General features: G+C 58.7%; 26 protein-coding genes. 10 read left to right on the top strand and 16 right to left on the bottom strand.

The window, feature by feature from the left end; translation table 11 throughout:
• Nucleotides 1-222: 222 nt before the first annotated feature.
• The 5 genes from rimO (at nucleotide 223) to tsaA (ending at nucleotide 4,554) form a co-directional block, all read left to right on the top strand.
• Entirely contained in the window at nucleotides 223-1,560 is a 1,338-nt protein-coding gene (gene rimO / locus KGA83_RS26220) for a 30S ribosomal protein S12 methylthiotransferase RimO (RefSeq protein ID WP_108216693.1), read from the top strand.
• A 111-nt stretch (nucleotides 1,561-1,671) separates the two neighbouring features.
• Nucleotides 1,672-2,145: a GNAT family N-acetyltransferase gene (locus KGA83_RS26215; protein WP_108216692.1), complete on the top strand. Its 474-nt coding sequence runs from the start codon at nucleotides 1,672-1,674 to the stop codon at nucleotides 2,143-2,145.
• 155 nt (nucleotides 2,146-2,300) lie between these two features.
• A complete protein-coding gene (locus KGA83_RS26210) occupies nucleotides 2,301-3,011 on the top strand; it encodes an rRNA pseudouridine synthase (protein ID WP_007992725.1) in 711 nt (236 codons plus the stop codon).
• 76 nt (nucleotides 3,012-3,087) lie between these two features.
• Nucleotides 3,088-3,558, top strand: coding sequence for a DUF1456 family protein (locus tag KGA83_RS26205; RefSeq protein WP_108216691.1), 471 nt, complete (start codon nucleotides 3,088-3,090; stop codon nucleotides 3,556-3,558).
• 297 nt (nucleotides 3,559-3,855) lie between these two features.
• A complete protein-coding gene (gene tsaA / locus KGA83_RS26200) occupies nucleotides 3,856-4,554 on the top strand; it encodes a tRNA (N6-threonylcarbamoyladenosine(37)-N6)-methyltransferase TrmO (protein WP_108216690.1) in 699 nt (232 codons plus the stop codon).
• Between the two features lie 183 nt (nucleotides 4,555-4,737).
• Here tsaA and fpr read toward each other — a convergent pair whose 3' ends face one another.
• Nucleotides 4,738-5,517, bottom strand: coding sequence for a ferredoxin-NADP reductase (gene fpr / locus KGA83_RS26195; protein ID WP_003443014.1), 780 nt, complete (start codon nucleotides 5,515-5,517; stop codon nucleotides 4,738-4,740).
• A 136-nt stretch (nucleotides 5,518-5,653) separates the two neighbouring features.
• Between fpr and KGA83_RS26190 the strand changes: the two genes are divergently transcribed.
• Nucleotides 5,654-6,580 carry a LysR family transcriptional regulator gene (locus KGA83_RS26190; protein ID WP_108216689.1) on the top strand — a complete coding sequence of 309 codons (927 nt, stop codon included), beginning with the start codon at nucleotides 5,654-5,656 and terminating at the stop codon, nucleotides 6,578-6,580.
• Here KGA83_RS26190 and KGA83_RS26185 read toward each other — a convergent pair.
• The 3 genes from KGA83_RS26185 to KGA83_RS26175 all read right to left on the bottom strand — a co-directional run bounded on the left by KGA83_RS26185 (nucleotide 6,577) and on the right by KGA83_RS26175 (nucleotide 8,645).
• Nucleotides 6,577-6,939, bottom strand: a complete 363-nt coding sequence (locus tag KGA83_RS26185) for a diacylglycerol kinase (protein ID WP_007996906.1) — start codon at nucleotides 6,937-6,939, stop codon at nucleotides 6,577-6,579. The genes KGA83_RS26190 and KGA83_RS26185 overlap by 4 nt on opposite strands.
• 75 nt (nucleotides 6,940-7,014) lie before the next feature.
• Entirely contained in the window at nucleotides 7,015-7,665 is a 651-nt protein-coding gene (erdR, locus tag KGA83_RS26180; RefSeq protein ID WP_108216688.1) for a response regulator transcription factor ErdR, read from the bottom strand.
• Nucleotides 7,666-7,886: 221 nt separating this feature from the next.
• The gene (locus KGA83_RS26175) at nucleotides 7,887-8,645 is read right to left on the bottom strand and encodes a tRNA-uridine aminocarboxypropyltransferase (RefSeq protein ID WP_108216687.1); all 759 of its coding nucleotides are present in this window, start codon (nucleotides 8,643-8,645) and stop codon (nucleotides 7,887-7,889) included.
• 188 nt (nucleotides 8,646-8,833) lie between these two features.
• Between KGA83_RS26175 and KGA83_RS26170 the strand changes: the two genes are divergently transcribed.
• Nucleotides 8,834-9,256 (top strand): quorum-sensing-regulated virulence factor family protein, encoded by a 423-nt coding sequence (locus KGA83_RS26170; protein ID WP_108216686.1) that lies wholly within the window; start codon nucleotides 8,834-8,836, stop codon nucleotides 9,254-9,256.
• On the opposite strand, the gene KGA83_RS26165 is transcribed toward KGA83_RS26170, so the two are convergent.
• Nucleotides 9,257-9,451 carry a hypothetical protein gene (locus KGA83_RS26165; RefSeq protein WP_108216685.1) on the bottom strand — a complete coding sequence of 65 codons (195 nt, stop codon included), beginning with the start codon at nucleotides 9,449-9,451 and terminating at the stop codon, nucleotides 9,257-9,259.
• A 480-nt stretch (nucleotides 9,452-9,931) separates the two neighbouring features.
• Here KGA83_RS26165 and KGA83_RS26160 point away from each other — a divergent pair, with 480 nt between their 5' ends.
• Entirely contained in the window at nucleotides 9,932-11,050 is a 1,119-nt protein-coding gene (locus KGA83_RS26160; RefSeq protein WP_108216684.1) for a TIGR00730 family Rossman fold protein, read from the top strand.
• A gap of 44 nt (nucleotides 11,051-11,094) precedes the next feature.
• Here KGA83_RS26160 and recX read toward each other — a convergent pair whose 3' ends face one another.
• The 5 genes from recX to KGA83_RS26135 form a co-directional block, all read right to left on the bottom strand.
• Entirely contained in the window at nucleotides 11,095-11,562 is a 468-nt protein-coding gene (recX, locus tag KGA83_RS26155) for a recombination regulator RecX (protein WP_108216683.1), read from the bottom strand.
• A gap of 8 nt (nucleotides 11,563-11,570) precedes the next feature.
• Nucleotides 11,571-12,629, bottom strand: coding sequence for a recombinase RecA (gene recA, locus KGA83_RS26150; RefSeq protein ID WP_007996915.1), 1,059 nt, complete (start codon nucleotides 12,627-12,629; stop codon nucleotides 11,571-11,573).
• 83 nt (nucleotides 12,630-12,712) lie between these two features.
• Nucleotides 12,713-13,213 (bottom strand): CinA family protein, encoded by a 501-nt coding sequence (locus KGA83_RS26145; RefSeq protein WP_108216872.1) that lies wholly within the window; start codon nucleotides 13,211-13,213, stop codon nucleotides 12,713-12,715.
• A gap of 119 nt (nucleotides 13,214-13,332) precedes the next feature.
• Nucleotides 13,333-13,674, bottom strand: a complete 342-nt coding sequence (locus tag KGA83_RS26140; RefSeq protein WP_108216682.1) for a phage holin family protein — start codon at nucleotides 13,672-13,674, stop codon at nucleotides 13,333-13,335.
• A gap of 172 nt (nucleotides 13,675-13,846) precedes the next feature.
• The gene (locus tag KGA83_RS26135) at nucleotides 13,847-14,581 is read right to left on the bottom strand and encodes a helix-turn-helix transcriptional regulator (protein WP_108216871.1); all 735 of its coding nucleotides are present in this window, start codon (nucleotides 14,579-14,581) and stop codon (nucleotides 13,847-13,849) included.
• A 205-nt stretch (nucleotides 14,582-14,786) separates the two neighbouring features.
• On the opposite strand from KGA83_RS26135, the gene mutS reads away from it, so the two are divergent.
• Both mutS and fdxA read left to right on the top strand, forming a co-directional pair.
• Nucleotides 14,787-17,366 carry a DNA mismatch repair protein MutS gene (mutS, locus tag KGA83_RS26130; protein ID WP_108216681.1) on the top strand — a complete coding sequence of 860 codons (2,580 nt, stop codon included), beginning with the start codon at nucleotides 14,787-14,789 and terminating at the stop codon, nucleotides 17,364-17,366.
• Between the two features lie 142 nt (nucleotides 17,367-17,508).
• The gene (gene fdxA, locus KGA83_RS26125; RefSeq protein WP_108216680.1) at nucleotides 17,509-17,847 is read left to right on the top strand and encodes a ferredoxin FdxA; all 339 of its coding nucleotides are present in this window, start codon (nucleotides 17,509-17,511) and stop codon (nucleotides 17,845-17,847) included.
• Nucleotides 17,848-18,319: 472 nt separating this feature from the next.
• On the opposite strand, the gene rpoS is transcribed toward fdxA, so the two are convergent.
• From rpoS to ispF, 6 genes are all read right to left on the bottom strand, one after another.
• Entirely contained in the window at nucleotides 18,320-19,327 is a 1,008-nt protein-coding gene (gene rpoS, locus KGA83_RS26120; RefSeq protein ID WP_108216679.1) for an RNA polymerase sigma factor RpoS, read from the bottom strand.
• A gap of 106 nt (nucleotides 19,328-19,433) precedes the next feature.
• Nucleotides 19,434-20,291: a peptidoglycan DD-metalloendopeptidase family protein gene (locus tag KGA83_RS26115; protein ID WP_108216678.1), complete on the bottom strand. Its 858-nt coding sequence runs from the start codon at nucleotides 20,289-20,291 to the stop codon at nucleotides 19,434-19,436.
• 212 nt (nucleotides 20,292-20,503) lie between these two features.
• Nucleotides 20,504-21,139, bottom strand: coding sequence for a protein-L-isoaspartate(D-aspartate) O-methyltransferase (locus KGA83_RS26110; RefSeq protein ID WP_177323574.1), 636 nt, complete (start codon nucleotides 21,137-21,139; stop codon nucleotides 20,504-20,506).
• A 41-nt stretch (nucleotides 21,140-21,180) separates the two neighbouring features.
• Entirely contained in the window at nucleotides 21,181-21,930 is a 750-nt protein-coding gene (surE, locus tag KGA83_RS26105; protein ID WP_108216677.1) for a 5'/3'-nucleotidase SurE, read from the bottom strand.
• Nucleotides 21,918-22,976: a tRNA pseudouridine(13) synthase TruD gene (gene truD / locus KGA83_RS26100; protein WP_223531199.1), complete on the bottom strand. Its 1,059-nt coding sequence runs from the start codon at nucleotides 22,974-22,976 to the stop codon at nucleotides 21,918-21,920. Before truD ends, surE begins: the two co-directional genes overlap by 13 nt.
• Nucleotides 22,973-23,446 (bottom strand): 2-C-methyl-D-erythritol 2,4-cyclodiphosphate synthase, encoded by a 474-nt coding sequence (gene ispF / locus KGA83_RS26095; RefSeq protein ID WP_108216675.1) that lies wholly within the window; start codon nucleotides 23,444-23,446, stop codon nucleotides 22,973-22,975. Before ispF ends, truD begins: the two co-directional genes overlap by 4 nt.
• Nucleotides 23,447-23,449: the final 3 nt, after the last annotated feature.

The raw sequence follows: 23,449 nt of genomic DNA, 5'->3' as shown, positions 1-23,449 counted from the left end.
TTTTACTTCACGTTACAGACGTTTTGTTGACAGTAAAAAATCAGTAAAGCGTAACGGCGCGAAGCATAGCGCAGCACTCGTCGTATTTCCCTGCATAAAGCTGGTCAAGTGAACGACTGATCGCTAGAATTGCGCACTTTTTGATCAGAGGCGCCGTTCAAGCGCCCGTCCGTCGGTTTTGCCCTACCCGGCAAGCGGCGTCACAAAATACCGAGGTTAGACATGTCCACCACTCCTGCGCCGGCCAATCCAAAGGTTGGCTTCGTATCCCTGGGTTGCCCCAAAGCACTGGTCGACTCCGAGCGCATCCTTACCCAGCTGCGCATGGAAGGCTATGACGTGGTGTCCACCTACCAGGACGCCGACGTCGTGGTAGTCAACACTTGCGGCTTCATCGATTCGGCCAAGGCCGAGTCCCTGGAAGTGATTGGCGAAGCCATCAAGGAAAACGGCAAGGTTATCGTGACCGGCTGCATGGGCGTCGATGAAGGCAACATTCGCAACGTACATCCGAGCGTGCTGGCCGTGACCGGTCCGCAGCAGTACGAGCAAGTGGTCAACGCCGTGCACGAAGTCGTGCCGCCGCGCCAGGACCACAACCCGCTGATCGACCTGGTGCCGCCGCAAGGCATCAAACTGACCCCGCGCCACTACGCCTACCTGAAGATCTCCGAAGGCTGCAACCACAGCTGCAGCTTCTGCATCATCCCGTCGATGCGCGGCAAGCTGGTCAGCCGTCCGGTCGGTGACGTGCTCGACGAGGCTCAGCGCCTGGTCAAGTCCGGCGTCAAGGAACTGCTGGTGATCTCCCAGGACACCAGCGCCTATGGCGTCGACGTGAAATACCGCACCGGTTTCTGGAACGGCGCGCCGGTGAAAACCCGCATGACCGAACTCTGCGAAGCCCTCAGCACCCTCGGTGTCTGGGTGCGCCTGCACTACGTTTACCCGTACCCGCACGTTGACGAGCTGATCCCGCTGATGGCCGCCGGCAAGATCCTGCCGTACCTGGACATCCCGTTCCAGCACGCCAGCCCGAAAGTGCTCAAGTCAATGAAACGCCCAGCCTTCGAAGACAAGACCCTGGCACGGATCAAGAACTGGCGCGAAATCTGTCCGGACCTGATCATTCGTTCGACCTTCATCGTCGGCTTCCCGGGCGAAACCGAAGAAGACTTCCAGTACCTGCTGAACTGGCTGACCGAAGCCCAGCTCGACCGTGTCGGCTGCTTCCAGTACTCGCCGGTAGAAGGCGCACCGGCCAATGACCTGGACCTGGAAGTCGTCCCGGACGACGTCAAGCAGGACCGTTGGGAGCGCTTCATGGCGCACCAGCAGGCCATCAGCTCGGCGCGCCTGCAAATGCGCATTGGCCGCGAGATCGAAGTGCTGGTCGATGAAGTCGACGAGCAAGGTGCGGTGGGTCGCTGCTTCTTCGACGCCCCGGAAATCGACGGCAACGTATTCATCGACAACGGCAGCAACCTCAAGCCGGGCGACAAGGTCTGGTGCAAAGTGACCGACGCCGACGAATACGATCTGTGGGCTGAACAGATCTAAACGCAAAAAATACACAAAGCCCCGCACTCTTGACGAGATGCGGGGCTTTTTTACGGCTATCGTTTGAGATTGAACGGACTCACATCACTCACGCATCAGGGGCAGACAGGCATGCGTCAGCATTCGGTCATCCACACGCCGAAACTCGGCGACTACGAAGAACTGACCCGGGTCTGGGAGGCCTCGGTACGCGCTACCCACGACTTTCTACCGGACAGCTACATCAAACTGCTGAAAAACCTGGTGCTGACCCGCTACCTCGACTCGGTGATGCTGATCTGCACCAAAGATTCGAACCAACGCATCACCGGGTTCGCCGGCGTCGCGGCCGGCAAGATCGAAATGCTCTTCATCGACCCCGACCATCGCGGCCAAGGCCTGGGCAAGAAATTGTTGCGCTATGCCCTGGAACACCTGAACGCCGACGAACTGGACGTCAACGAACAGAACCCGCAAGCCCTGGGCTTTTACTTCAAGCAGGGCTTCGAGGTGATCGGTCGCTCGGAAGTCGATGGCATGGGGCAGCCGTATCCGTTGCTGCACATGCGTTTGCGTCAGGATCAACAATATTCACGCCATGGCTGAGCCAACACCGATACCGATGTAGGAGCTGCCGAAGGCTGCGATCTTTGCTTTTAAGATCAAAAGATCGCAGCCTTCGGCAGCTCCTGCAAATGGAACCGGGATTAACCGGCGCCAGGCAGGTACAATGCCCACCCCCTTTTTGTTACGGCCCTGACATGACTGACCCGATTCGTCTCTCCAAACGCCTCATCGAACTCGTCGGCTGTTCCCGTCGGGAGGCTGAGCTGTTCATCGAGGGCGGCTGGGTCACCGTCGACGGCGTGGTCATCGACGAGCCGCAATTCAAGGTCGACACCCAGAAAGTCGAGCTTGATCCAGAGGCCAAGGCCACCGCTCCGGAACCGGTGACCCTGCTGCTCAATGTGCCCGCCGGCATGGACGCAGACACCGCCATGGCCACCCTCGGCGCCGAAACCCTGAGCGAAGAACACCGCTACGGCAAGCGCCCGTTGCGCGGGCACTTCCTGCGCCTGACCGCCAGCACTGACCTGCAGGCCAACGCCAGCGGTCTGCTGGTGTTCACCCAGGACTGGAAAATCCTGCGCAAACTCACCGCCGACTCCAGCAAGATCGAGCAAGAGTATGTGGTCGAGGTTGAAGGCGAGATGGTGGCTCACGGCCTCAACCGTCTGAACCACGGCCTGACCTACAAGGGCAAGGAGCTGCCGGCGGTCAAGGCCAGCTGGCAGAACGAAAACCGCCTGCGCTTTGCCATGAAGAACCCGCAACCGGGCATCATCGCCCAGCTGTGCCAAGCCGTCGGCCTGAAGGTCGTCGCCATCCGCCGCATCCGCATCGGTGGCGTGTCCATCGGCAAAGTGCCCGTGGGGCAATGGCGCTACCTGTCCGGCAAAGAGAAGTTCTAAGGCTCCCCGCGCCACCACACCTTTCGGCGCTGCTGTTTTCGGCGGCGCCCATAGCCGAATTATCAGGACTGCACACATGATTCATAACGACGTACTGCGCAGCGTGCGCTACATGCTCGACATCAGCGACAAAAAAGTCATCGAGATCATCAAGCTCGGCGGCATGAACGTGACCCTGCCGGACCTGCTGACGTACCTCGACAAGAAAGAAGAAGACGAGGAAGGTTTCGTACGCTGCCCGGACGAAGTCATGGCGCACTTCCTCGACGGCCTGGTGATCTTCAAGCGCGGCAAGGACGAAAGCCGTCCGCCGCAGCCGATCGAAGTGCCGGTGACCAACAACATCATCCTGAAAAAGCTGCGGGTCGCGTTCGAGCTGAAAGAAGACGACATGCACGCGATCCTCAAGGCCGCCGAGTTCCCGGTGTCCAAGCCTGAGCTGAGCGCACTGTTTCGCAAGTTCGGCCACACCAACTATCGCCCGTGCGGCGACCAGCTGCTGCGCAATTTCCTCAAGGGCCTGACCCTGCGCGTTCGCCCGCAATAAACCTCCAGGCTGATTGCTACTGAACTGGCCTAATAATTCCGGACACCTCTTAAGGGCGATATGATTTCGCCAACTTGGAGGTTCCATGAACGAAAGAAAGGTCTATACCCGCGAGTACCGCAGGGGTCTACATGACAGGGAATATCATTCCCCTGGATGGCGGGTTCAGTCTTTAAAAGATCGCAGCCTGCGGCAGCTCCTACGCCGAACGAATTCCTCTGTAGGAGCTGCCGCAGGCTGCGATCTTTTGATCTTTGCGGCATCATGCCCTATCTAAATCCACCTCGACCCCAAACCATGACCTACAGCGTTTCCCCCATCGGCTTCGTGCGCTCCTGCTTCAAGGAGAAGTTCGCCATTCCGCGCCAGCCGCAACTGGCCCCGGCCGCCCGTGGCGTGCTGGAACTGGTGGCACCGTTCGATCAAGGGGACGCCGTACAGGGCCTGGAGCAGGTCAGCCATGTATGGCTGTTGTTCCTGTTCCACCAGGCCCTGGAAGAAAAGCCTCGCTTGAAAGTCCGCCCTCCTCGCCTGGGCGGCAACAAATCCATGGGCGTGTTCGCCACCCGCGCCACCCACCGCCCCAATGGCATCGGGCAGTCTGTGGTGAAACTGGACAAGGTCGAAGCCAACCGCTTGTGGATCTCGGGCATCGATCTGCTGGATGGCACGCCGATACTCGATATCAAACCCTACGTGCCCTACGCCGATATCATCGACACAGCCTCCAACAGCATCGCCAGCGCCGCGCCGCAGCTGATCCCCGTACAGTGGACGGATACAGCGCTGCAACAGGCTCACGGGCATGCCCAGCGCCTTGCAGAGCCTTTGATTGAGCTGATCGAGCAATGCCTGGCGCAGGATCCGCGCCCGGCCTATCAAACGCCTGCACCGGAGCGGGAATACGGCGCGCAGTTCTGGGATCTGGATGTGCGTTGGCATTACCCGACACCGGAGCTGATCCGCGTACTGGAAGTCATTCCCGCAAAGGGCTGAACGCCGGAAACGAATAAGCCCGCATGACCTTCCCAAGTCATGCGGGCTTTTCAGATGCGCTGCAAATCTACTGTAGGAGCGAGCCTGCTCGCGAAAAACCTGAGGACGCCGCTGGGTATCAAGCTTCCCGCGTTATCGTTGACCTCCATCGCGAGCAGGCTCGCTCCTACAAGTGACCTACGGTCACTTCTCGACGAACGCACGCTCGATCAGGTAATCACCCGGCTCGCGCATCCGCGGCGAAACCTTCAGGCCGAAGCTGTTCAGCACTTCGCTGGTCTCGTCGAGCATGCTCGGGCTGCCGCACAGCATGGCGCGGTCGTCCTGCGGGTTGATCGGTGGCAGGCCGATGTCGCTGAACAGCTTGCCGCTGCGCATCAGGTCGGTCAGGCGACCTTCGTTCTCGAACGGCTCGCGGGTCACGGTCGGGTAGTAGATCAACTTGTCACGCAATGCTTCGCCAAAGAATTCGTTCTGCGGCAGGTGCTCGGTGATGAACTCGCGGTAAGCGACTTCGTTGACGTAACGCACGCCGTGGCACAGGATCACTTTTTCGAAACGCTCGTAGGTTTCCGGGTCCTGGATGACGCTCATGAACGGCGCCAGACCGGTACCGGTGCTGAGCAGGTACAAATGTTTGCCAGGCTTCAAGTCATCCAGTACCAGCGTGCCGGTAGGCTTCTTGCTGATGATGATCTCGTCGCCTTCCTTCAGATGCTGCAACTGCGAAGTCAGCGGACCATCAGGCACCTTGATGCTGAAGAACTCGAGATGCTCTTCCCAGTTCGGGCTGGCAATCGAGTAAGCGCGCATAAGCGGGCGGCCGTTGGGCTGTTGCAGGCCGATCATCACGAACTGACCGTTCTCGAAGCGCAGGCCCGGATCACGGGTGCACTTGAAGCTGAACAGAGTGTCGTTCCAGTGGTGAACACTGAGGACACGCTCGTGGTTCATGTTGCTCATGTACGTGGGACTCCTGGAGATTTGGTCTGCGCATGCGCTGCTCTAAAGAAGCGGTGCGCAATTGCATCGCATTCTAATAGCAGTAACAATATCTGTTAAATGGATTATTAAGATAAGGGTTATCGGTTATATCGATATGCGATTTACTCTCCGTCAACTTCAAGTATTCGTCGCCGTCGCCCAGCAGGAAAGCGTATCCCGTGCTGCGGGTCTGCTCAACCTCTCGCAATCGGCGGCGAGCACCTCGATCACCGAGCTGGAGCGCCAGTGCAGCTGCCAGTTGTTCGACCGCGCCGGCAAACGGTTGAGCCTCAACGCGCTCGGCAAACAGCTGCTGCCCCAGGCTGTGGCCTTGCTGGACCAGGCCAAGGAAATCGAAGACTTGCTCAACGGCAAGTCCGGCTTCGGCTCGCTGGCTGTCGGCGCGACCCTGACCATCGGCAATTACCTGGCCACCCTGCTGATCGGCAGTTTCATGCAGCGCCATCCGGAAAGCCAGGTGAAGCTGCATGTGCAGAACACTGCCAATATCGTGCAGCAAGTGGCCCACTATGAAATTGATCTGGGTCTAATCGAAGGCGACTGCAGTCACCCGGACATCGAAGTACAAAGCTGGGTCGAGGACGAACTGGTGGTGTTTTGCGCCCCTCAGCATCCGCTGGCCAGGCGCGGTACGGCGACCATGGACGAGTTGAGCCACGAAGCGTGGATCTTGCGCGAACAAGGCTCCGGCACGCGGTTGACCTTCGATCAAGCCATGCGCCATCACCGCACTTCGTTAAATATCCGCCTGGAGCTTGAGCACACCGAAGCGATCAAGCGCGCGGTGGAGTCAGGCTTGGGGATTGGCTGCATTTCCAGGCTGGCTTTGCGCGACGCATTCCGCCGCGGCAGCCTGGTGCCTGTCGAGACGCCGGATCTGGATCTGGCGCGACAGTTTTATTTCATCTGGCATAAACAGAAATATCAGACCTCGGCGATGCGCGAGTTCCTCGATCTGTGCCGCGCCTTCACCGCCGGGGTCCGGCGCAGCGACGAGATCGTGCTGCCGACGATCGCCTAGAGCAGAATTACCGCCCACACCAGGGCAATCATGCTCAATGCCACGAACTGGGCGGCACTGCCCATGTCCTTGGCATTCTTGGACAGCGGGTGCCGCTCAAGGGAAATGCGGTCGATGGCCGCTTCCACTGCCGAGTTGAGCAACTCGACGATCAACGCCAACAGGCATACCGCGATCAACAACGCCCGTTCGACCCGGCTGACATTCAGGAAGAACGACAGGGGAATCAGGATGACGTTGAGCAATACCAATTGCCGAAAGGCGGCTTCACCGGTGAAGGCTGCGCGCAGGCCGTCCAGCGAATAACCGGAGGCATTGAGAATACGTTTCAGGCCGGTCTGGCCTTTGAAAGGTGACATAGAGTGGGCAACTGACAAAAAAGAAGTGGGAAAGCTAGATCAACCAAAGTCAAAAAAGCGTGAAGTCGCCAGCCTTTAATGGCTGGAAATTGACTCAAGTTGTTGCAAGAGCAGCGCAGCCTGGGTCCGGGTCCGCACATTCAGTTTACGGAAAATCGCGGTCACGTGCGCCTTGATCGTCGCCTCGGAAACACTCAGCTCGTAGGCGATCTGCTTGTTCAGCAAGCCTTCGCAGACCATGGTCAGCACCCGGAATTGCTGCGGCGTCAGGCTGGCAAGACCTTCGCTGGCCGCCTTGGCCTCTTCCGAGACGCTGACCGCTTCGAACGCCTGCGGCGGCCAGAACACGTCACCATCGAGGACCGCACGCACGGCTTTCTGGATCACACTCAAGTCGCTGGATTTAGGAATGAAGCCACTGGCGCCGAATTCACGAGACTTGACCATGATGGTCGGCTCTTCCTGGGCCGAAACCATGACCACCGGAATCTGCGGATACTGACCGCGCAGCAGGACCAGTCCGGAAAAACCGTAGGCTCCCGGCATGTTCAGGTCCAGCAGTACCAGATCCCAATCGGATTTTTCCGTCAGGCGCACTTCCAGTTCGGCGATGCTCGCCACTTCCACCAGACGGACATCCGGGCCAAGGCCCAGGGTCAGCGCTTGGTGCAAGGCACTACGAAAAAGTGGGTGGTCATCGGCAATCAGGATTTCGTATGTGGCCATTTTTCAAATGATCCTGTTTTTTTTCATGGGACGCCCGATGCATTCGGACCTCGCCAAAGCACCTCAAGGCACAGCCACGGAGCTGCACCGACAAGGCACGTTCAACGCAAAAAAACGCGTTGCAAATTCAGGCCGCGCCCTAATCGGCGCCAAGCATGCCCAGCGAAGCCGGGGTGGTCAAGCAGCATGGCCGGTACAGGTTATTGCAGTATGCGCAACAATCAGCCCATCAACGGAGTGACCGGCTGAACATAGGGCATCAACTCGGCGTGCGCCGGGGTCGAAACGTTCATGTCCAACTGATGTTTGGCGTCGAGGTAATGCTGGCTGAACACATCGAAGTAGGCATCCAGCGCCGAGGCTGCGGTTACATCGCCTGCAAGGTCGAGGCACAGCGCCGCCACTTCCGCCGTGCACAGATGCTCGCTGCGAGTCGAGCGGCGCAACCGGTAGCGGGAGAGTTTCTCCGGCAGCAGGCTGAGGATCGGCAGTCGGTCGAAATAGGGGCTCTTGCGAAAGATCTTCCGTGCTTCGGTCCAGGTCGCATCCAACAGAATGAACAGCGGGCGCTTCGTGCCATCGACGTCCACAGTGTTTGTCACGCGTTCAGGTTCGACGTACTCCCCCGGAAACACCAGGTAAGGCTGCCATTGCGGGTCGGACAACAGCGCCAGCAACTTCGGATCGACCTCGGTACGGGACCAGATGAAGGCATGGTTGTCAGGTACCACGTCGGCGATCAGCCAACCGGTGTTGCTCGGTTTGAACACTTCCTTGTTGGTCATGATCAGGCACACGCCGGAGCGGGTAGCGACCTGCGGACGCCATGCGCACAGGCAGTGGCTCTCGATCACCCGACAGTCACGGCAACGCGGCGCACGCCAGCCGCGGGCCTGAATCGGCTTGATGCCCTCCTCCTCACGCTGATCGCGCAAGCGGGCTACGGCATTCAAGGCAAATCGCGCGGGGGTATGGCTCATAGCGGGCAACGCCCACAGAGAAGGGAAATCGACACGAAAAACACTCGACAGGGTAAAAAGTGCCAGCAGTTTACCAGACCGCCCGGCGCAAGCCTGTACCGTCCAGCCCACCTCCCCTATAATTCGCCGCCACTGAACGCACAGTCACGTGACGGGTCAAAGCCCCATCACTGAACCAGGAGAGTTTCATGCTGCGCCTTATCGTTCCTACCGCGGCCATTTTGCTGGCGTCGTCCTTCAACGCTCAGGCTGCGTCCCTGAAAGACACGGAACTGAACAAAATGCTGCAAAACGTCGCCACCCAGAGCAGCGTCGGCACTCCGCGAGCGATCAACGAAGACATACTCGATCAAGGCTACACCGTTGAAGGCAAGCAGTTGATCAACCATCTGAGCGTGCAGAGCAGCCACGCCGACAAGATGCGTGCAGACCCGAAAGCGGTGTACTTCCAGTTGGGAGCTTCTGTCTGCAGAAACGAAGGGTTTCGCAAGCTGATGGCCAAGGGCGCGATCATGCGTTACGACTTCACCGAAGTGAAGACCAACCGTCCGGTCGGCTCCGCAAGTTTCCAGGAATCGGATTGCCTGCAATCGGCCGGGAAGAAAAAGTAATCACTGGGAATTGGCGCGCCGCTGTTCATCTTCGGCGCGCAGTTCTGCCAGCAGCGCCTGCAAGTAATGTGAACGGCGTTCGCCACCGCGCAAACGTCGGCAGCACTCCTCTTCGAGACTCAAATGATGGGTCTCGGCTGATGACTTCAGCAATCGATACAGCTGCGTATCGATCTCCAGAACGACTCTGGTCATGGTTACCGCCTCCCTGCACCTCACTCATGATTGAGCGATAAATCCTTAAGCCGCTTGTACCGTGCGCCCTGCCGTTGACGCAAAGTTGTCGTGTGACGCTTGTAACTTAGTAAATCAGAGCGCCGCACATGCGACGCACGTTCAGACGAGCGGTGAATACACCTTGCAAATCGTCAATAAGCGGTTGCCAGGAAAAACTTTGTGGCGCAATGATCAAGGCAGCGCAAATCACTGTGAAGGTCTAGATTTCAGGGTACCCACGTTTACTTTTTCAGGGCTCGAAAGGGGCTGGCCGTCGCTTGTCGTGTTGTGCGAACGTTTCTTTCATCCAAGGGAAAAACAGAACCTGTTTGGATGATCCGATGCTTTCGGATCAAGTAGATCGCCCAGGCATGGGCCAGGGCAGACAGCGACACATGGAGTGTCGTGGCACCGACGTACGTTCTCGGGCCGAGGGTTCTGTGCAGAAGGAGAAGTTGAATGCCTTACCAACCGAATGACCTCCTGAGCCGTCATTTTGAAGAAAGCGGCCACGACCTCATCAGCAAGGTCGAAGAACAACTCAAGCTGATTTCACCCAACAGTCCGAACACCCCGATCTACCGCGACATGATCCTGACCGTGCTGCGCATGGCCCAGGAAGACCACAACCGCTGGAATGCCAAAATCACCCTGCAAGCCCTTCGCGAACTGGAACAGGCTTTCCGCGTGCTTGAACAGTTCAAGGGGCGACGCAAAGTCACTGTTTTCGGCTCGGCCCGTACTCCCATGGAACATCCGCTCTACAGCATGGCCCGGGAGCTCGGCGCTGCGCTGGCGCGCTCGGACATGATGGTCATTACCGGCGCTGGCGGCGGCATCATGGCCGCCGCCCATGATGGCGCCGGCCTGACACACAGCCTGGGGTTCAACATCACGCTGCCCTTCGAGCAACATGCCAACCCCACTGTCGACGGCACGACCAACCTGCTGCCCTTCCACTTCTTCTTCACTCGCAAGCTGTTCTTCGTCAAGGAAGCCGATGCCCTGGTGCTGTGCCCGGGCGGCTTCGGTACGCTGGATGAAGCGCTGGAAGTGCTGACGCTGATCCAGACCGGCAAGAGCCCATTGGTGCCAGTGGTGCTACTGGACACGCCGGGCGGCAAATTCTGGCAAGGCGCACTGGACTTCATTCACCAGCAACTGGAGGAAAACCACTACATCCTGTCCACTGACATGAAGCTGGTGAAACTGGTCTACAACGTCGAAGAAGCGGTAGAGCACATCAACCAGTTCTACAGCAACTTCCACTCCAGTCGCTGGCTCAAGCATCAGTTCCTGATTCGCATGAATCACGCACTCAGCGACCACGCACTCGAACACATACAGGAGGCTTTCGCCGACCTGTGTCTGAGCGATCATTTCCATCAGCAAACTTACAGCGGCGAAGAACACGACGAAGCCGAATTCAGCCATCTGACGCGGTTGGTCTTCAACTTCAACGCCCGCAATCATGGCCGCCTGCGCGAGCTTGTGGACCACATCAACCTGCCGGAAAACTGGGCACAATCAAAACCCCAAGTGCAGCAACGCACGCGGGAGCCCTCAAAGGTTACGTGAGGCATAAAAAACGGCCCGTTATCGAAATAGCGGGCCGTTTCAGTTCAATCGTCCATTCCTCGACCGCTGAACAGGCGGTTGATCATTTCCATGGAGTATCCCCGATACGCCAGGAACCGGCCTTGTTTGGCTCGCTCCCGGGCGTCTGCCGGCAATTGCCCGGAGAACTTGCGCCGCCAGGTATCGGCCAGTTGCTCCTGCCAGTCGATACCGCTCTCACGCAGGGCGAGTTCAATATCGCTGCGCTGCAGGCCGCGCTGGCTCAACTCCTCACGGATGCGTAAAGGGCCATAACCGGAGCGGGCGCGGTAGGAAACGAAACTTTCGAGGTAACGGGCCTCGGACAACAACCCCTCTTCCGTCAACCGGTCGAGTGCTGTTTCGATCATGTCAGGGAGGGCGCCGCGCTGACGCAGTTTACGCGTCAGCTCGACACGACCGTGCTCGCGTCGTGCGAGCAGGTCCATTGCGGTTCGTCGCACCGCGACGAGTGTATCGAGTACGGCGGTCATTGCTTCGATCAGATATCAGCGTCAGCCAGGTCGTCTTCGGTCTCTTTGACCGCAGAAGCTTTGGCATCTGCTACCGATGCCGGGGACAGCAGCTTGTCACGCAGTTGCTTCTCCAGCTTTGCCGCGACTTCCGGGTTGTCTGCCAGGAACTTGGCCGAGTTGGCCTTGCCCTGACCGATCTTGGTGCCTTCATAGGCATACCAGGCGCCGGACTTCTCAACGAAACCGTGCAGAACCCCCAGGTCGATCATCTCGCCGTTGAGGTAGATGCCCTTGCCGTAAAGAATCTGGAACTCGGCCTGACGGAACGGCGAAGCCACCTTGTTCTTTACAACCTTGACGCGGGTTTCGCTACCGACGACTTCATCACCTTCTTTCACCGCGCCGGTACGACGGATGTCCAGACGAACCGATGCGTAGAACTTCAGTGCGTTACCACCGGTGGTGGTTTCCGGGCTACCGAACATCACGCCGATTTTCATACGGATCTGGTTGATGAAGATCACCAGGCAGTTGGCGTTCTTGATGTTACCGGTGATTTTACGCAGCGCCTGGGACATCAAACGGGCTTGCAGGCCCACGTGCATGTCACCCATTTCGCCTTCGATTTCAGCCTTTGGCACCAGCGCGGCCACGGAGTCGACGATGATCACGTCAACCGCGTTGGAACGCACCAGCATGTCGGTGATTTCCAGGGCCTGCTCGCCGGTGTCCGGCTGGGAAACCAGCAGGTCGTCGACGTTGACGCCCAGCTTGCCGGCGTACTCAGGGTCGAGGGCGTGTTCGGCGTCGACGAATGCGCAGGTCGCGCCGGCTTTTTGAGCCTGGGCGATCACGGACAAGGTCAGCGTGGTTTTACCGGAAGATTCGGGACCGTAGATTTCAACAATACGGCCTTTTGGCAGACCGCCGATACCAAGAGCGATGTCCAGACCCAGAGAGCCAGTGGAGATGGCCGGGATCGCCTGACGGTCCTGATCGCCCATACGCATTACGGCACCCTTGCCGAATTGACGTTCGATCTGACCCAGGGCCGCAGCCAAGGCTTTCTTCTTGTTGTCGTCCATTAAAGTCCTCACGTAATCAATAAGGCCTGACGGCCAACACCTGTATAAGTAGCCAGTATTATTCCACAGCGATTCCGGATCGCCTACCCCTGATTTGAGATTTCTGCCGCGGCATACCGCAGCAGCCCCTCTAGCGCGGCCTTCACCGTTTGTCGGCGGACGTCGTCGCGATTACCCGGGAAGTGCTTCCGCTCGCAGAACACCTGATCTCCGACACCCCAGGCCAGCCAAACCGTGCCAACCGGCTTGCTCGCCGTTCCACCATCCGGCCCGGCGATGCCACTGACCGCCACGGAGAAATACGCGCTGTTTTTCTTCTGTGCCCCCCGGACCATGGCCTCGACCACCTCGCGGCTGACCGCCCCCACGGTGGTGAACAACTCCACCGGGACATCCAGTTGCAGGGTTTTCTGCCGGTTGGAGTAGGTGACATAACCGGCCTCGAACCAGGCCGAGCTGCCTGGAATCCGGGTGATGGCCTCGGCGATGCCACCGCCGGTGCAGGACTCCGCCGTAGTGACGTGGGCATTGAGAACCTGCAGGCGTCTGCCAAGTTCGGCGGCGAGCTGGGTGATTTCGTTCACGGTCATCTCCTGATCGGGCGGGATGAGGTTAACCGTACACGAGCAGACCGCACTTGCAAGCGACAGGACCGATCAAAATGTAAGGAATCAGAGGCTCTGGAAAAGGCCTGTCGGGGGAATCAATCTTCCACGTCGCCGGACGGAGCATGACCGATACCCATGCGCTTGACCGCCCAACGCTCATACAGCCCTAAAACTACGTCTGTCCCGGCCATCGCCGCCAGGCAACCACCCGCACAAGCGGCCCAAATGGAAACATTGGCGGCGTGCAGCAACATGATGACCGAGGCGCCACAGATCATGCTGGAGCCAGACCGCAGGCTCAGGCGCCAGACAAGGGGCCAGCCACGAACGCCCTCTTTATCGGCACGCCACATTTCACCGGCAACGCCACCGAGTATTGGCAGACTGATGACCAGCCACAGAGGCATGTCCAGCAACGCATATTGCTCAGCGGCCATTTCATGCCTCCTTGAGTGAACGGTCACACCGCATTCTTGAATAGATAGGCAAGCAGATTATGCATTGATGCATATTTAGTCAATGCATTAACGCATTGAAAGATGATTCAATGTTTTCAGCACGCGAAAAAAAACCCGCTCGGGAAGCAGGTTTTATCTGAACGCACGGGCGTTAGCGGGCGTACATACCCCACCAGAAGACATGACCGAGGATAACAATCGGCTCCTCCTGGATTTCCTGAAAGGTGTAATCTTCATCCGGATGCTCGTCACGGTTGAAGCTGCGCAGGCGAATCCCGGTCGGCAGGCGATACAGTTGCTTCACCCGCAATTGGCCGTTGTGGTTGATTGCGTAAAGGTCGCCATCAACGATATCGCCGATACCGCACTTGCCGGCATTGACCCCGACCGTGGCGCCGTCACGCAGTACCGGCAACATGCTGTTGCCCCGCACTGTCACGCATTTGGCCTGGTCGAACTGCACGCCGTTATGGCGCAGGCTACGCTTTCCAAAGCGCAAGCTAGAGCGCTCGCTTTCTTCGATGACGAATCTTCCTGATCCTGCAGCCAATTCAACCTCGCGAAGAAAGGGGACCGACACCTCGTCGTCATCGACGGGGGTATCGTCATCCCACAGACTTATATCCTTGAGTTCCGAATGCACGGGAGCGCGCCCGGCATTAGCGGCAGACGAGACGTCCGCGCGGCCGCGCAACTGATCGGTGCTCAAGGAGAAATACTCGGCAATCTTCGAAATATGTTTATCCGAGGGATCGACGATCTTCCCGCTGAGAATGCGCGAGAGCGTGGATTGAGGCACGCCGGTTCGACGGTGAAGCTCCGTGGGGGAGATCCCGTGCTGATCGAGCAATGCTCTTAATACGGTAGATACGTTGCGTTTTTGCATAACGCGCATAGTGCTTGCTCTACTCAAAGAAGACAATGCCGATTTGCATAAGTCATGCATATCCAGATTTCAAATGGCAAAGGAGTCCCGGCCGTGATGCCTGCGTCGGGTAGACCGCCCATGGTAACCTTGCGCCCATCGCGGAAAAGCCCGGCCGTTGCCCCGCTTTTGCCCCACCTCTTTCAACGAGCTTCCTGACAATCCGATGAATAAAGCCGTCTCCGACCTGTCCTCCCACACCCCGATGATGCAACAGTACTGGCGCCTGAAAAACCAGCACCCGGACCAGCTGATGTTCTACCGCATGGGCGACTTCTACGAGATCTTCTATGAAGACGCGAAGAAGGCCGCCAAGTTGCTGGACATCACCCTGACGGCCCGTGGGCAGTCGGCCGGGCAGGCGATTCCGATGTGCGGGATTCCCTACCATGCCGCCGAGGGTTACCTGGCAAAACTGGTGAAGCTTGGCGAATCGGTGGTGATCTGCGAGCAGATCGGCGACCCGGCCACCAGCAAAGGGCCGGTGGAGCGGCAGGTCGTGCGCATCATCACGCCGGGGACGGTGAGTGACGAAGCGCTGCTCGACGAGCGCCGCGATAACCTGATCGCCGCTGTTCTGGGTGATGAACGCCTGTTCGGCCTGGCGGTGCTGGACATCACCAGTGGCAATTTCAGCGTGCTGGAAATCAAGGGTTGGGAAAATCTGCTGGCGGAGCTGGAGCGAGTCAACCCGGTAGAGCTGCTGATCCCGGATGACTGGCCGAAGGATTTGCCGGCGGAAAAACGTCGCGGTGTGCGTCGCCGTGCGCCGTGGGATTTCGAGCGCGATTCGGCGCTCAAAAGCCTGTGCCAGCAATTCTCGACCCAGGATCTCAAGGGCTTTGGCTGCGAAAACCTGACCCTGGCCATCGGCGCCGCCGGTTGCCTGCTGGCCTACGCCAAGGAAACCCAGCGTACCGCCCTGCCCCATTTGCGCAGCCTGCGGCATGAACGCCTGGACGACACCGTGGTGCTCGATGGCGCCAGCCGTCGTAACCTGGAGCTCGACACCAACCTGGCCGGGGGGCGCGACAACACCCTGCAATCGGTGGTCGACCGCTGCCAGACCGCCATGGGCAGCCGCCTGCTGACCCGCTGGCTGAATCGGCCGTTGCGCGATTTGACGGTGCTGCTGGCGCGTCAGACCTCGATCACTTGCCTGCTCGACGGTTACCGCTTCGAAAGACTGCAACCGCAGCTCAAGGAGATCGGCGACATCGAGCGGATTCTTGCGCGAATCGGTCTGCGCAATGCCCGCCCGCGCGACCTCGCCCGCTTGCGTGACGCCCTCGGCGCACTGCCGGAGCTGCAAGTGGCGATGACGGAACTCGAAGCCCCGCATCTCCAGCAACTCGCCACCATCACCAGCACCTACCCGGAACTGGCGGCACTCCTGGAAAAAGCCATCATCGACAACCCGCCCGCGGTCATTCGTGACGGCGGCGTACTGAAAACCGGCTACGACAGCGAACTCGACGAACTGCAGTCGCTGAGCGAAAACGCCGGACAGTTCCTGATCGACCTCGAGGCGCGGGAAAAGGCTCGCACCGGCCTGTCGCACCTGAAGGTCGGTTACAACCGCATCCACGGCTACTTCATCGAACTGCCAAGCAAGCAGGCGGAATCGGCACCGGCCGACTACATTCGCCGCCAGACGCTCAAAGGTGCCGAGCGCTTCATTACACCGGAACTCAAAGCGTTCGAAGACAAGGCATTGTCGGCCAAGAGCCGTGCCCTGGCCCGCGAGAAGATGCTTTACGAAGCGCTGCTCGAAGATCTGATCGCCCAGCTGCCGCCATTGCAGGACACCGCCGGCGCCCTGGCCGAGCTGGACGTCTTGAGCAACCTGGCCGAGCGTGCACTGAACCTCGACCTGAACTGCCCGCGCTTCGTCAGCGAACCGTGCATGCGCATCAGCCAGGGTCGTCACCCGGTGGTCGAACAAGTGCTGACCACGCCGTTCGTGGCCAACGACCTGAGCCTGGACGACAACACCCGCATGCTGGTGATCACCGGTCCGAACATGGGCGGTAAATCCACCTACATGCGTCAGACCGCATTGATTGTGCTGCTGGCGCACATCGGCAGCTTCGTGCCAGCGGCCAGTTGCGAATTGTCGCTGGTCGACCGCATCTTCACCCGGATCGGCTCCAGTGATGACCTGGCCGGCGGGCGTTCCACCTTTATGGTGGAAATGAGTGAAACCGCGAACATTCTGCACAACGCCACCGAGCGCAGCCTGGTACTGATGGACGAAGTCGGACGCGGCACCAGCACGTTCGACGGTCTGTCCCTGGCATGGGCGGCGGCCGAGCGCCTGGCGCATCTGCGTGCCTACACGCTGTTCGCCACCCACTACTTTGAACTGACCGTCCTGCCGGAAGCCCAGCCACTGGTGGCCAACGTGCACCTCAATGCCACCGAGCACAACGAACGCATCGTATTCCTGCACCACGTGCTGCCTGGACCTGCCAGCCAGAGTTATGGCCTGGCCGTTGCGCAACTGGCGGGCGTACCGAGTGATGTCATCACCCGTGCTCGTGAGCATTTGAGCCGTCTGGAAGACACCGCCCTGCCCCACGAAACACCGGCACCGGCCAAAGGCAAACCGGCTGCGCCGCTGCAAAGCGATCTGTTTGCCAGCTTGCCGCACCCGGTACTGGATGACCTGGCCAAACTCGACCTGGACGACATGACGCCACGTCGTGCTCTCGAAATGCTCTATACACTAAAGACACGGATCTAACGCTGCGGCTTGCAAGCTGTTAGAATCTCGCGCGGTTTGGGATGCTGCTGGCTAATAGCCTGGCCAGCAGACTATCGCTCCCGAACCTGGCGACCCCTACGAGAAGGGGCGCAGCAAGCCGCGCCTGAGGAGAAAATTAGAAATGACCTTCGTCGTCACCGACAACTGCATCAAGTGCAAGTACACCGACTGCGTAGAAGTCTGTCCGGTGGACTGCTTTTACGAAGGCCCGAATTTCCTGGTGATCCACCCGGATGAGTGCATCGATTGCGCGCTGTGCGAACCTGAATGCCCTGCCGTGGCTATCTTCTCCGAAGATGAAGTTCCAGCCGGCATGGAAAACTTTATTCAGCTGAACGCTGAGTTGGCCGATATCTGGCCTAACATCACCGAGAAGAAAGAATCGTTGCCTGATGCAGAAAAGTTTGATCGCATCATTAACAAATCTGTAGGCAGCAAGCTCAAAGACCTCGAACGCTGATTACCCCCGCGTTCCTGTAAAAGGCCCCAAAAGGGCCTTTTTGCTTTTCTGCAGGCAAAAAAAGGGGCGGTTTGACCCGCCCACATTTTTTCCCTATTCCCTGTGTTCCTTTTCATCGTCCTGATGAATCGCGTCCTGCGATGTCCATTTCCTTCATCCATGAAGGACGTGTCTATCCGTCGACACAACCTGAATATTAGAGTTTTCCCCTCGAAGATCAACCGCCCCCTTGGCGCGAATTCTAACTATCACACTTCATCAACAATAAAAAATAGCCATATAAATCATAAAGATATAGGAAAATAGAGTTCAGTATGGACGATTGCCAGGGTGTAAAAATAACGAACACTTACGCAAGTGTAAGCCTGGACTTACAGCACGAAACCAAAATCCCGAGTGGACTCGTTCTTCTGCTCAGACAATAAAAAACCCCGATCCGGTCGGGGTTTTTTATGCCATCGCAGTGAGCGCCTTATTGGAACAGCGACTCGCTCGACAGACCATTTTTTTCCAGGATCTCGCGCAGCCGCTTCAAGCCTTCGACCTGAATCTGTCTGACCCGCTCACGGGTCAGGCCGATTTCCAGGCCTACGTCTTCAAGGGTGCTGCTTTCATGACCGCGCAGGCCGAAGCGGCGTACTACCACTTCGCGTTGCTTGTCGGTCAGCTCCGAGAGCCATTGATCGATGCTCTGGGACAGGTCGTCGTCCTGCAGCAGTTCGCATGGATCGGTTGGACGGTCGTCAGTCAGGGTATCAAGCAGGGTTTTATCCGAGTCCGGACCCAACGAGACGTCGACCGAAGAAACCCGCTCGTTCAGGCCGAGCATACGCTTGACCTCTCCAACCGGCTTTTCCAGCAGGTTGGCGATTTCTTCGGGTGAGGGTTCATGGTCGAGTTTTTGCGTCAACTCCCGCGCAGCCCGCAGGTACACATTCAGCTCTTTGACCACATGGATCGGCAACCGGATGGTCCGGGTCTGATTCATGATTGCGCGTTCGATGGTCTGGCGAATCCACCAGGTCGCGTAGGTCGAGAAGCGGAAACCGCGTTCCGGATCGAACTTCTCCACCGCCCGGATCAAGCCGAGGTTGCCCTCTTCGATCAGGTCCAGCAGCGACAACCCACGATTGACGTAGCGTCGGGCGATTTTCACCACCAGCCGCAGGTTACTTTCAATCATGCGTTTGCGCCCGGCCGGATCGCCACTTTGCGACAGGCGCGCAAAATGAACTTCTTCTTCGGGTGACAGCAGGGGAGAGAAACCAATTTCATTGAGATACAGCTGCGTGGCATCAAGTGCCCGCGTGTAGTCAATGTACTTGTGTTGTTTCAACGATGCGGAGTGTTTGGATTTGGCACGAACGGAAGGTGGAGCCGCCCCTTCATCATTCGACATCGAATCCATATCGATGCTGCTCTCCATCAGGAGAACCTCATCGTCGATGTCAAACTCCGGCACTTCTTTACTGAGAGCCATTGTTATAGTCCTTTGGTGAGTTCGACCTCAAGCTCAAGCGGCGCCTTTCTCCCTGGCAACGCTGGAGCCTGTTCCCCTCTACGCGACGGAACAGGCTGGTAAGCGATCAACGACGTGGCAGGAATTGCAGCGGATCTACAGGTTTACCCTGGCGGCGAATCTCAAAATGCAGTTTCACCCGGTCTGTACCCGTTGACCCCATTTCGGCAATTGTCTGTCCGACCTTGACCTGCTGCCCCTCCCGAACCAAAAGCCTGCGGTTATGTCCGTAGGCACTGACGTAGGTTTCACTGTGTTTGATGATCACTAATTCGCCGTAGCCCCTTAAGCCACTCCCGGCATACACCACCGTCCCATCAGACGCAGCTAAAACAGGCTGTCCCAAATCTCCGGCGATATCAATTCCTTTATTCAAACTACCGTTTGAAGAGAATTTCCCGATAAGAATGCCATTAGATGGCCATCCCCAGCCGGTCGGGGCTGGCCCGGGAGGGGGCAATGGAGCCGGGGCAGGCTTGTTCGCGACGGACGGTACAATCGTTGTCGTGCTGGTGGTCGCACCGTTTACCGGACGACGGATGACCGTTGTTTTACTCGACGACGAAGGTGTTGAACTGGACGAACTGACCACCGTCGTCGACGTTGAATCGGTGCGACCATCAAAGCGAATCGTCTGACCCGGACGAATGGTGTAAGGCGCAGGAATGTTATTGCGTGCCGCCAGGGCCTTGTAGTCCCAGCCGTAACGAAAGGCGATGGAGAACAGGGTGTCCTTGGGCCGAACGACGTATTGTCCCGTGGTCACGACCGGGCGCTGAGGCGCGGCATTGTTGCTGTCCACGACACGAACATCGCTGGATTTGTTGCTGGAACAACCGACCAGCAAGGTGCTCAAGACAAGGCCAGTCACCAGGCGCTGAAAACTCGTTTTACTCATTCGCTGCGCAATGACTGTGAGACTCACCCGCCGCTCCCTCTGTGGTGGCTGAAAATGTGAAATGCCGGATTTCGGCAATGAACTGTCGCAAGTATAACGGGCCGTGCACGCTGTACCTTTAATGTAGCGAATCGGTGTCGCGCACACGTTTGCTGCCTGACGATGAATCCCGTTTAACCGCACGATGCCGCTGTAAGACAAAGGCAATCGCAGAGAATTCAGCGTGCCGAAACAAATGCTCAGGCCAGTGGCCCATTGAGCAATGGCACGAAGCGTACAGCCCCCAGAACATGCCTGGAAAAACCCTGTTCCTCGCGAATGATCAGCATCAATTGCTGGACTTCTCCGGACCCGACAGGGATCACCATTCGGCCTCCCGGTGCCAACTGGTCAAGCAATGCCTGGGGCACATCGGTCGCCACTGCAGTGACGATAATCCCGTTGTACGGCGCCAGTGCCGGCCAGCCCTCCCAGCCATCGCCCCAGCGAAACACCACGTTGCGCAGGTTCAGTTCGACCAGACGTTCCTTCGCACGATCCTGCAAAACCTTGATGCGCTCGACCGAGAACACACGCTCGACGAGTTGCGACAGCACCGCCGTCTGATAACCCGAGCCGGTGCCGATCTCCAGCACCTTGTCGAGGGGACCTGCCTCCAGCAGCAGCTCGCTCATGCGCGCCACCATATATGGCTGGGAGATAGTCTGGTTATTGCCGATCGGCAGCGCTGTGTCTTCATAAGCACGATGCGCCAGCGCTTCGTCGACGAACAGGTGGCGCGGGGTCCGGCGAATGACCTCCAGCACCCTGGCGTTGGAGATACCTTCTTCGTACAGGCGCTGGATGAGCCGCTCCCGGGTTCGCTGGGAGGTCATGCCAATGCCGCGACGCAGCATATCGTCTTGTTCGCGACCCATCAGCGCAGTCCCTCCAGCCAGCCGTCCAGACTTCTGAAGGCATCATTGAAGGTGCGATCCAGTTGCAACGGCGTGATCGAAACATAACCCTGCATCACTGCATGGAAATCGGTACCCGGGCCACCGTCTTCGGCATCCCCGGCCGCCGCGATCCAGTAACCGGACTTGCCCCGCGGGTCCACCACTTTCATCGGTGCCGCGGCACGGGCGCGATGACCCAGGCGGGTCAGCTGGATACCGCGGATATGGTCCAGCGGCAAATTGGGAATGTTCACGTTCAGTACCGTACGCGGCGGCAGATCCAGGTCAGCATGGGCTTCGACCAGTTTGCGCGCGAAATAGGCAGCTGTGGGAAGGTTCTCTACCTGACGTGAGACCAGCGAAAAGGCAAATGAAGGGTGTTTCAGGAAGCGCCCCTCAAGGGCCGCCGCCACCGTACCGGAATACAGGACATCGTCCCCCAGGTTCGCGCCCAGGTTGATACCGGAAACCACCATGTCCGCTTCGCGCTCCAGCAGGCCGTTGAGGCCCAAGTGCACGCAATCGGTGGGTGTGCCGTTGAGGCTGATAAAGCCGTTGGCCAGGGTTTGCGGGTGCAACGGACGGTCGAGCGTCAGCGAACTGCTGGCGCCGCTTTTGTCCTGGTCCGGGGCGATAACCACGCATTCGGTGTAATCCGCCAGCGCAGCATAAAGCGCGGCGAGACCGGGTGCGGTTACCCCATCGTCGTTAGAAATCAGAATACGCATGGGCTGTCCGTCTGCCCCACCGGCACCAGATCAACAAGCTCACGCACCAATACGGTGGCGAAGCATCCGGCCGGCAGGATGAATTCCAGTTGCAGAATGTCAGGCTCGGGATAATGCCACGTCAGCCCGCCAATGGGCAGCCGCAGGATGCGACGTTCGTGGCTCATACCGGCGTTGATCAACCAGTCACGCAAATCTGCTTCGCGTGCGGCGATGGCCTGCTCCAGTTCATGGACAACGCCCGTGGCCGGCGAGTCACCTTCGCCCCACTGCGGACCGGTCGGGTGCAGATCGAGAATCGCCAGGCGCGGGTCGCTGCACTCGGCTTCGCCTGCCGGGAAAAAGCTGCGACTGTCGGTGAACGCCAGCAGATCGCCCACCTGGGCACGCTGCCAGGTGCCATCGGCGACACGCGCGGCCAGCACCTGATTGAACAGAAAACTGCGCGCCGTGGAAAGCAGACGCGAGCGCACATTGCGCTGCTCCGGCAAAGCCTTGCGCGCGGCCCAGGCGCGTGCGTCGACGACGTTGCCGCCGTCATGGCCGAAACGCTGGGCGCCGAAATAATTGGGGATACCTTGTTTGGCAATCAGTTGCAGACGCTCTTCAAGCGCAGGCTTGTCGCCGGCGAATTGCGTCAGGCGCAAGGTGAAGCCGTTGGCCGAGTGCGCACCGCGTTGCAACTTGCGCTTGTGGCGGGCGGTCTTGAGAATCTTCAGCGTATCGTTTTGCGCGGCCGACAGATCAGGGTCGGCCTTGCCCGGCAGTTGCACGCTGAACCACTGGCGAGTCAACGCCTGACGATCCTTGAGCCCGGCATAGCTGACGGTGCGCAATGGCACACCTGCTGCCTTGGCAATCCGCCGTGCCGCTTCTTCTGTGTTCAGACCGCGCTTTTCCACCCAGATCCACAAGTGTTCGCCTTCGCCACTCAGGGGGATGTCGAGGACTTCGTCGACCTGGAAATCTTCCGCGATGGCTTTCAGTACCGCGGTGCCAAGGGGCTCACCATAGGCCCGCGGCCCGAGCAGTTGCGCCTCGTTCATGCGCGCAGCAACAAGGCAACGGAGTGCACGGCAATGCCTTCTTCGCGACCGACAAAGCCGAGCTTTTCGGTGGTGGTAGCTTTCACGTTCACTTGATCCAACTCTACTTGAAGATCCGCGGCAATCAGCGCGCGCATCGATTCGATATGCGGGGCCATTTTCGGCGTCTGGGCGACAATGGTGTTATCGACGTTGCCGACTTTCCAGCCCTTGGCATGGACCAGCGCGACGACGTGACGCAACAGCGCACGGCTGTCGGCGCCCTTGAATTGCGGGTCGGTATCCGGGAAATGCTTGCCGATGTCTCCCAGCGCCGCGGCGCCGAGCAAGGCATCGCTCAAGGCGTGCAAGAGGACGTCACCGTCAGAGTGAGCGAGCAGCCCGAAGCTGTGTGCAATGCGCACGCCGCCCAGAGTGATGAAGTCGCCTTCAGTGAAACGGTGCACATCATAGCCGTGGCCAATACGCATAAA

Origin of the sequence: Pseudomonas sp. GL-R-19 (assembly GCF_019956375.1) — a bacterium.
In the GTDB taxonomy this organism is placed as follows: Bacteria; Pseudomonadota; Gammaproteobacteria; order Pseudomonadales; family Pseudomonadaceae; genus Aquipseudomonas.
The sequence above is the reverse complement of the archived record's forward strand: the minus strand, read 5'-3'. Positions and strand labels throughout refer to the sequence as shown.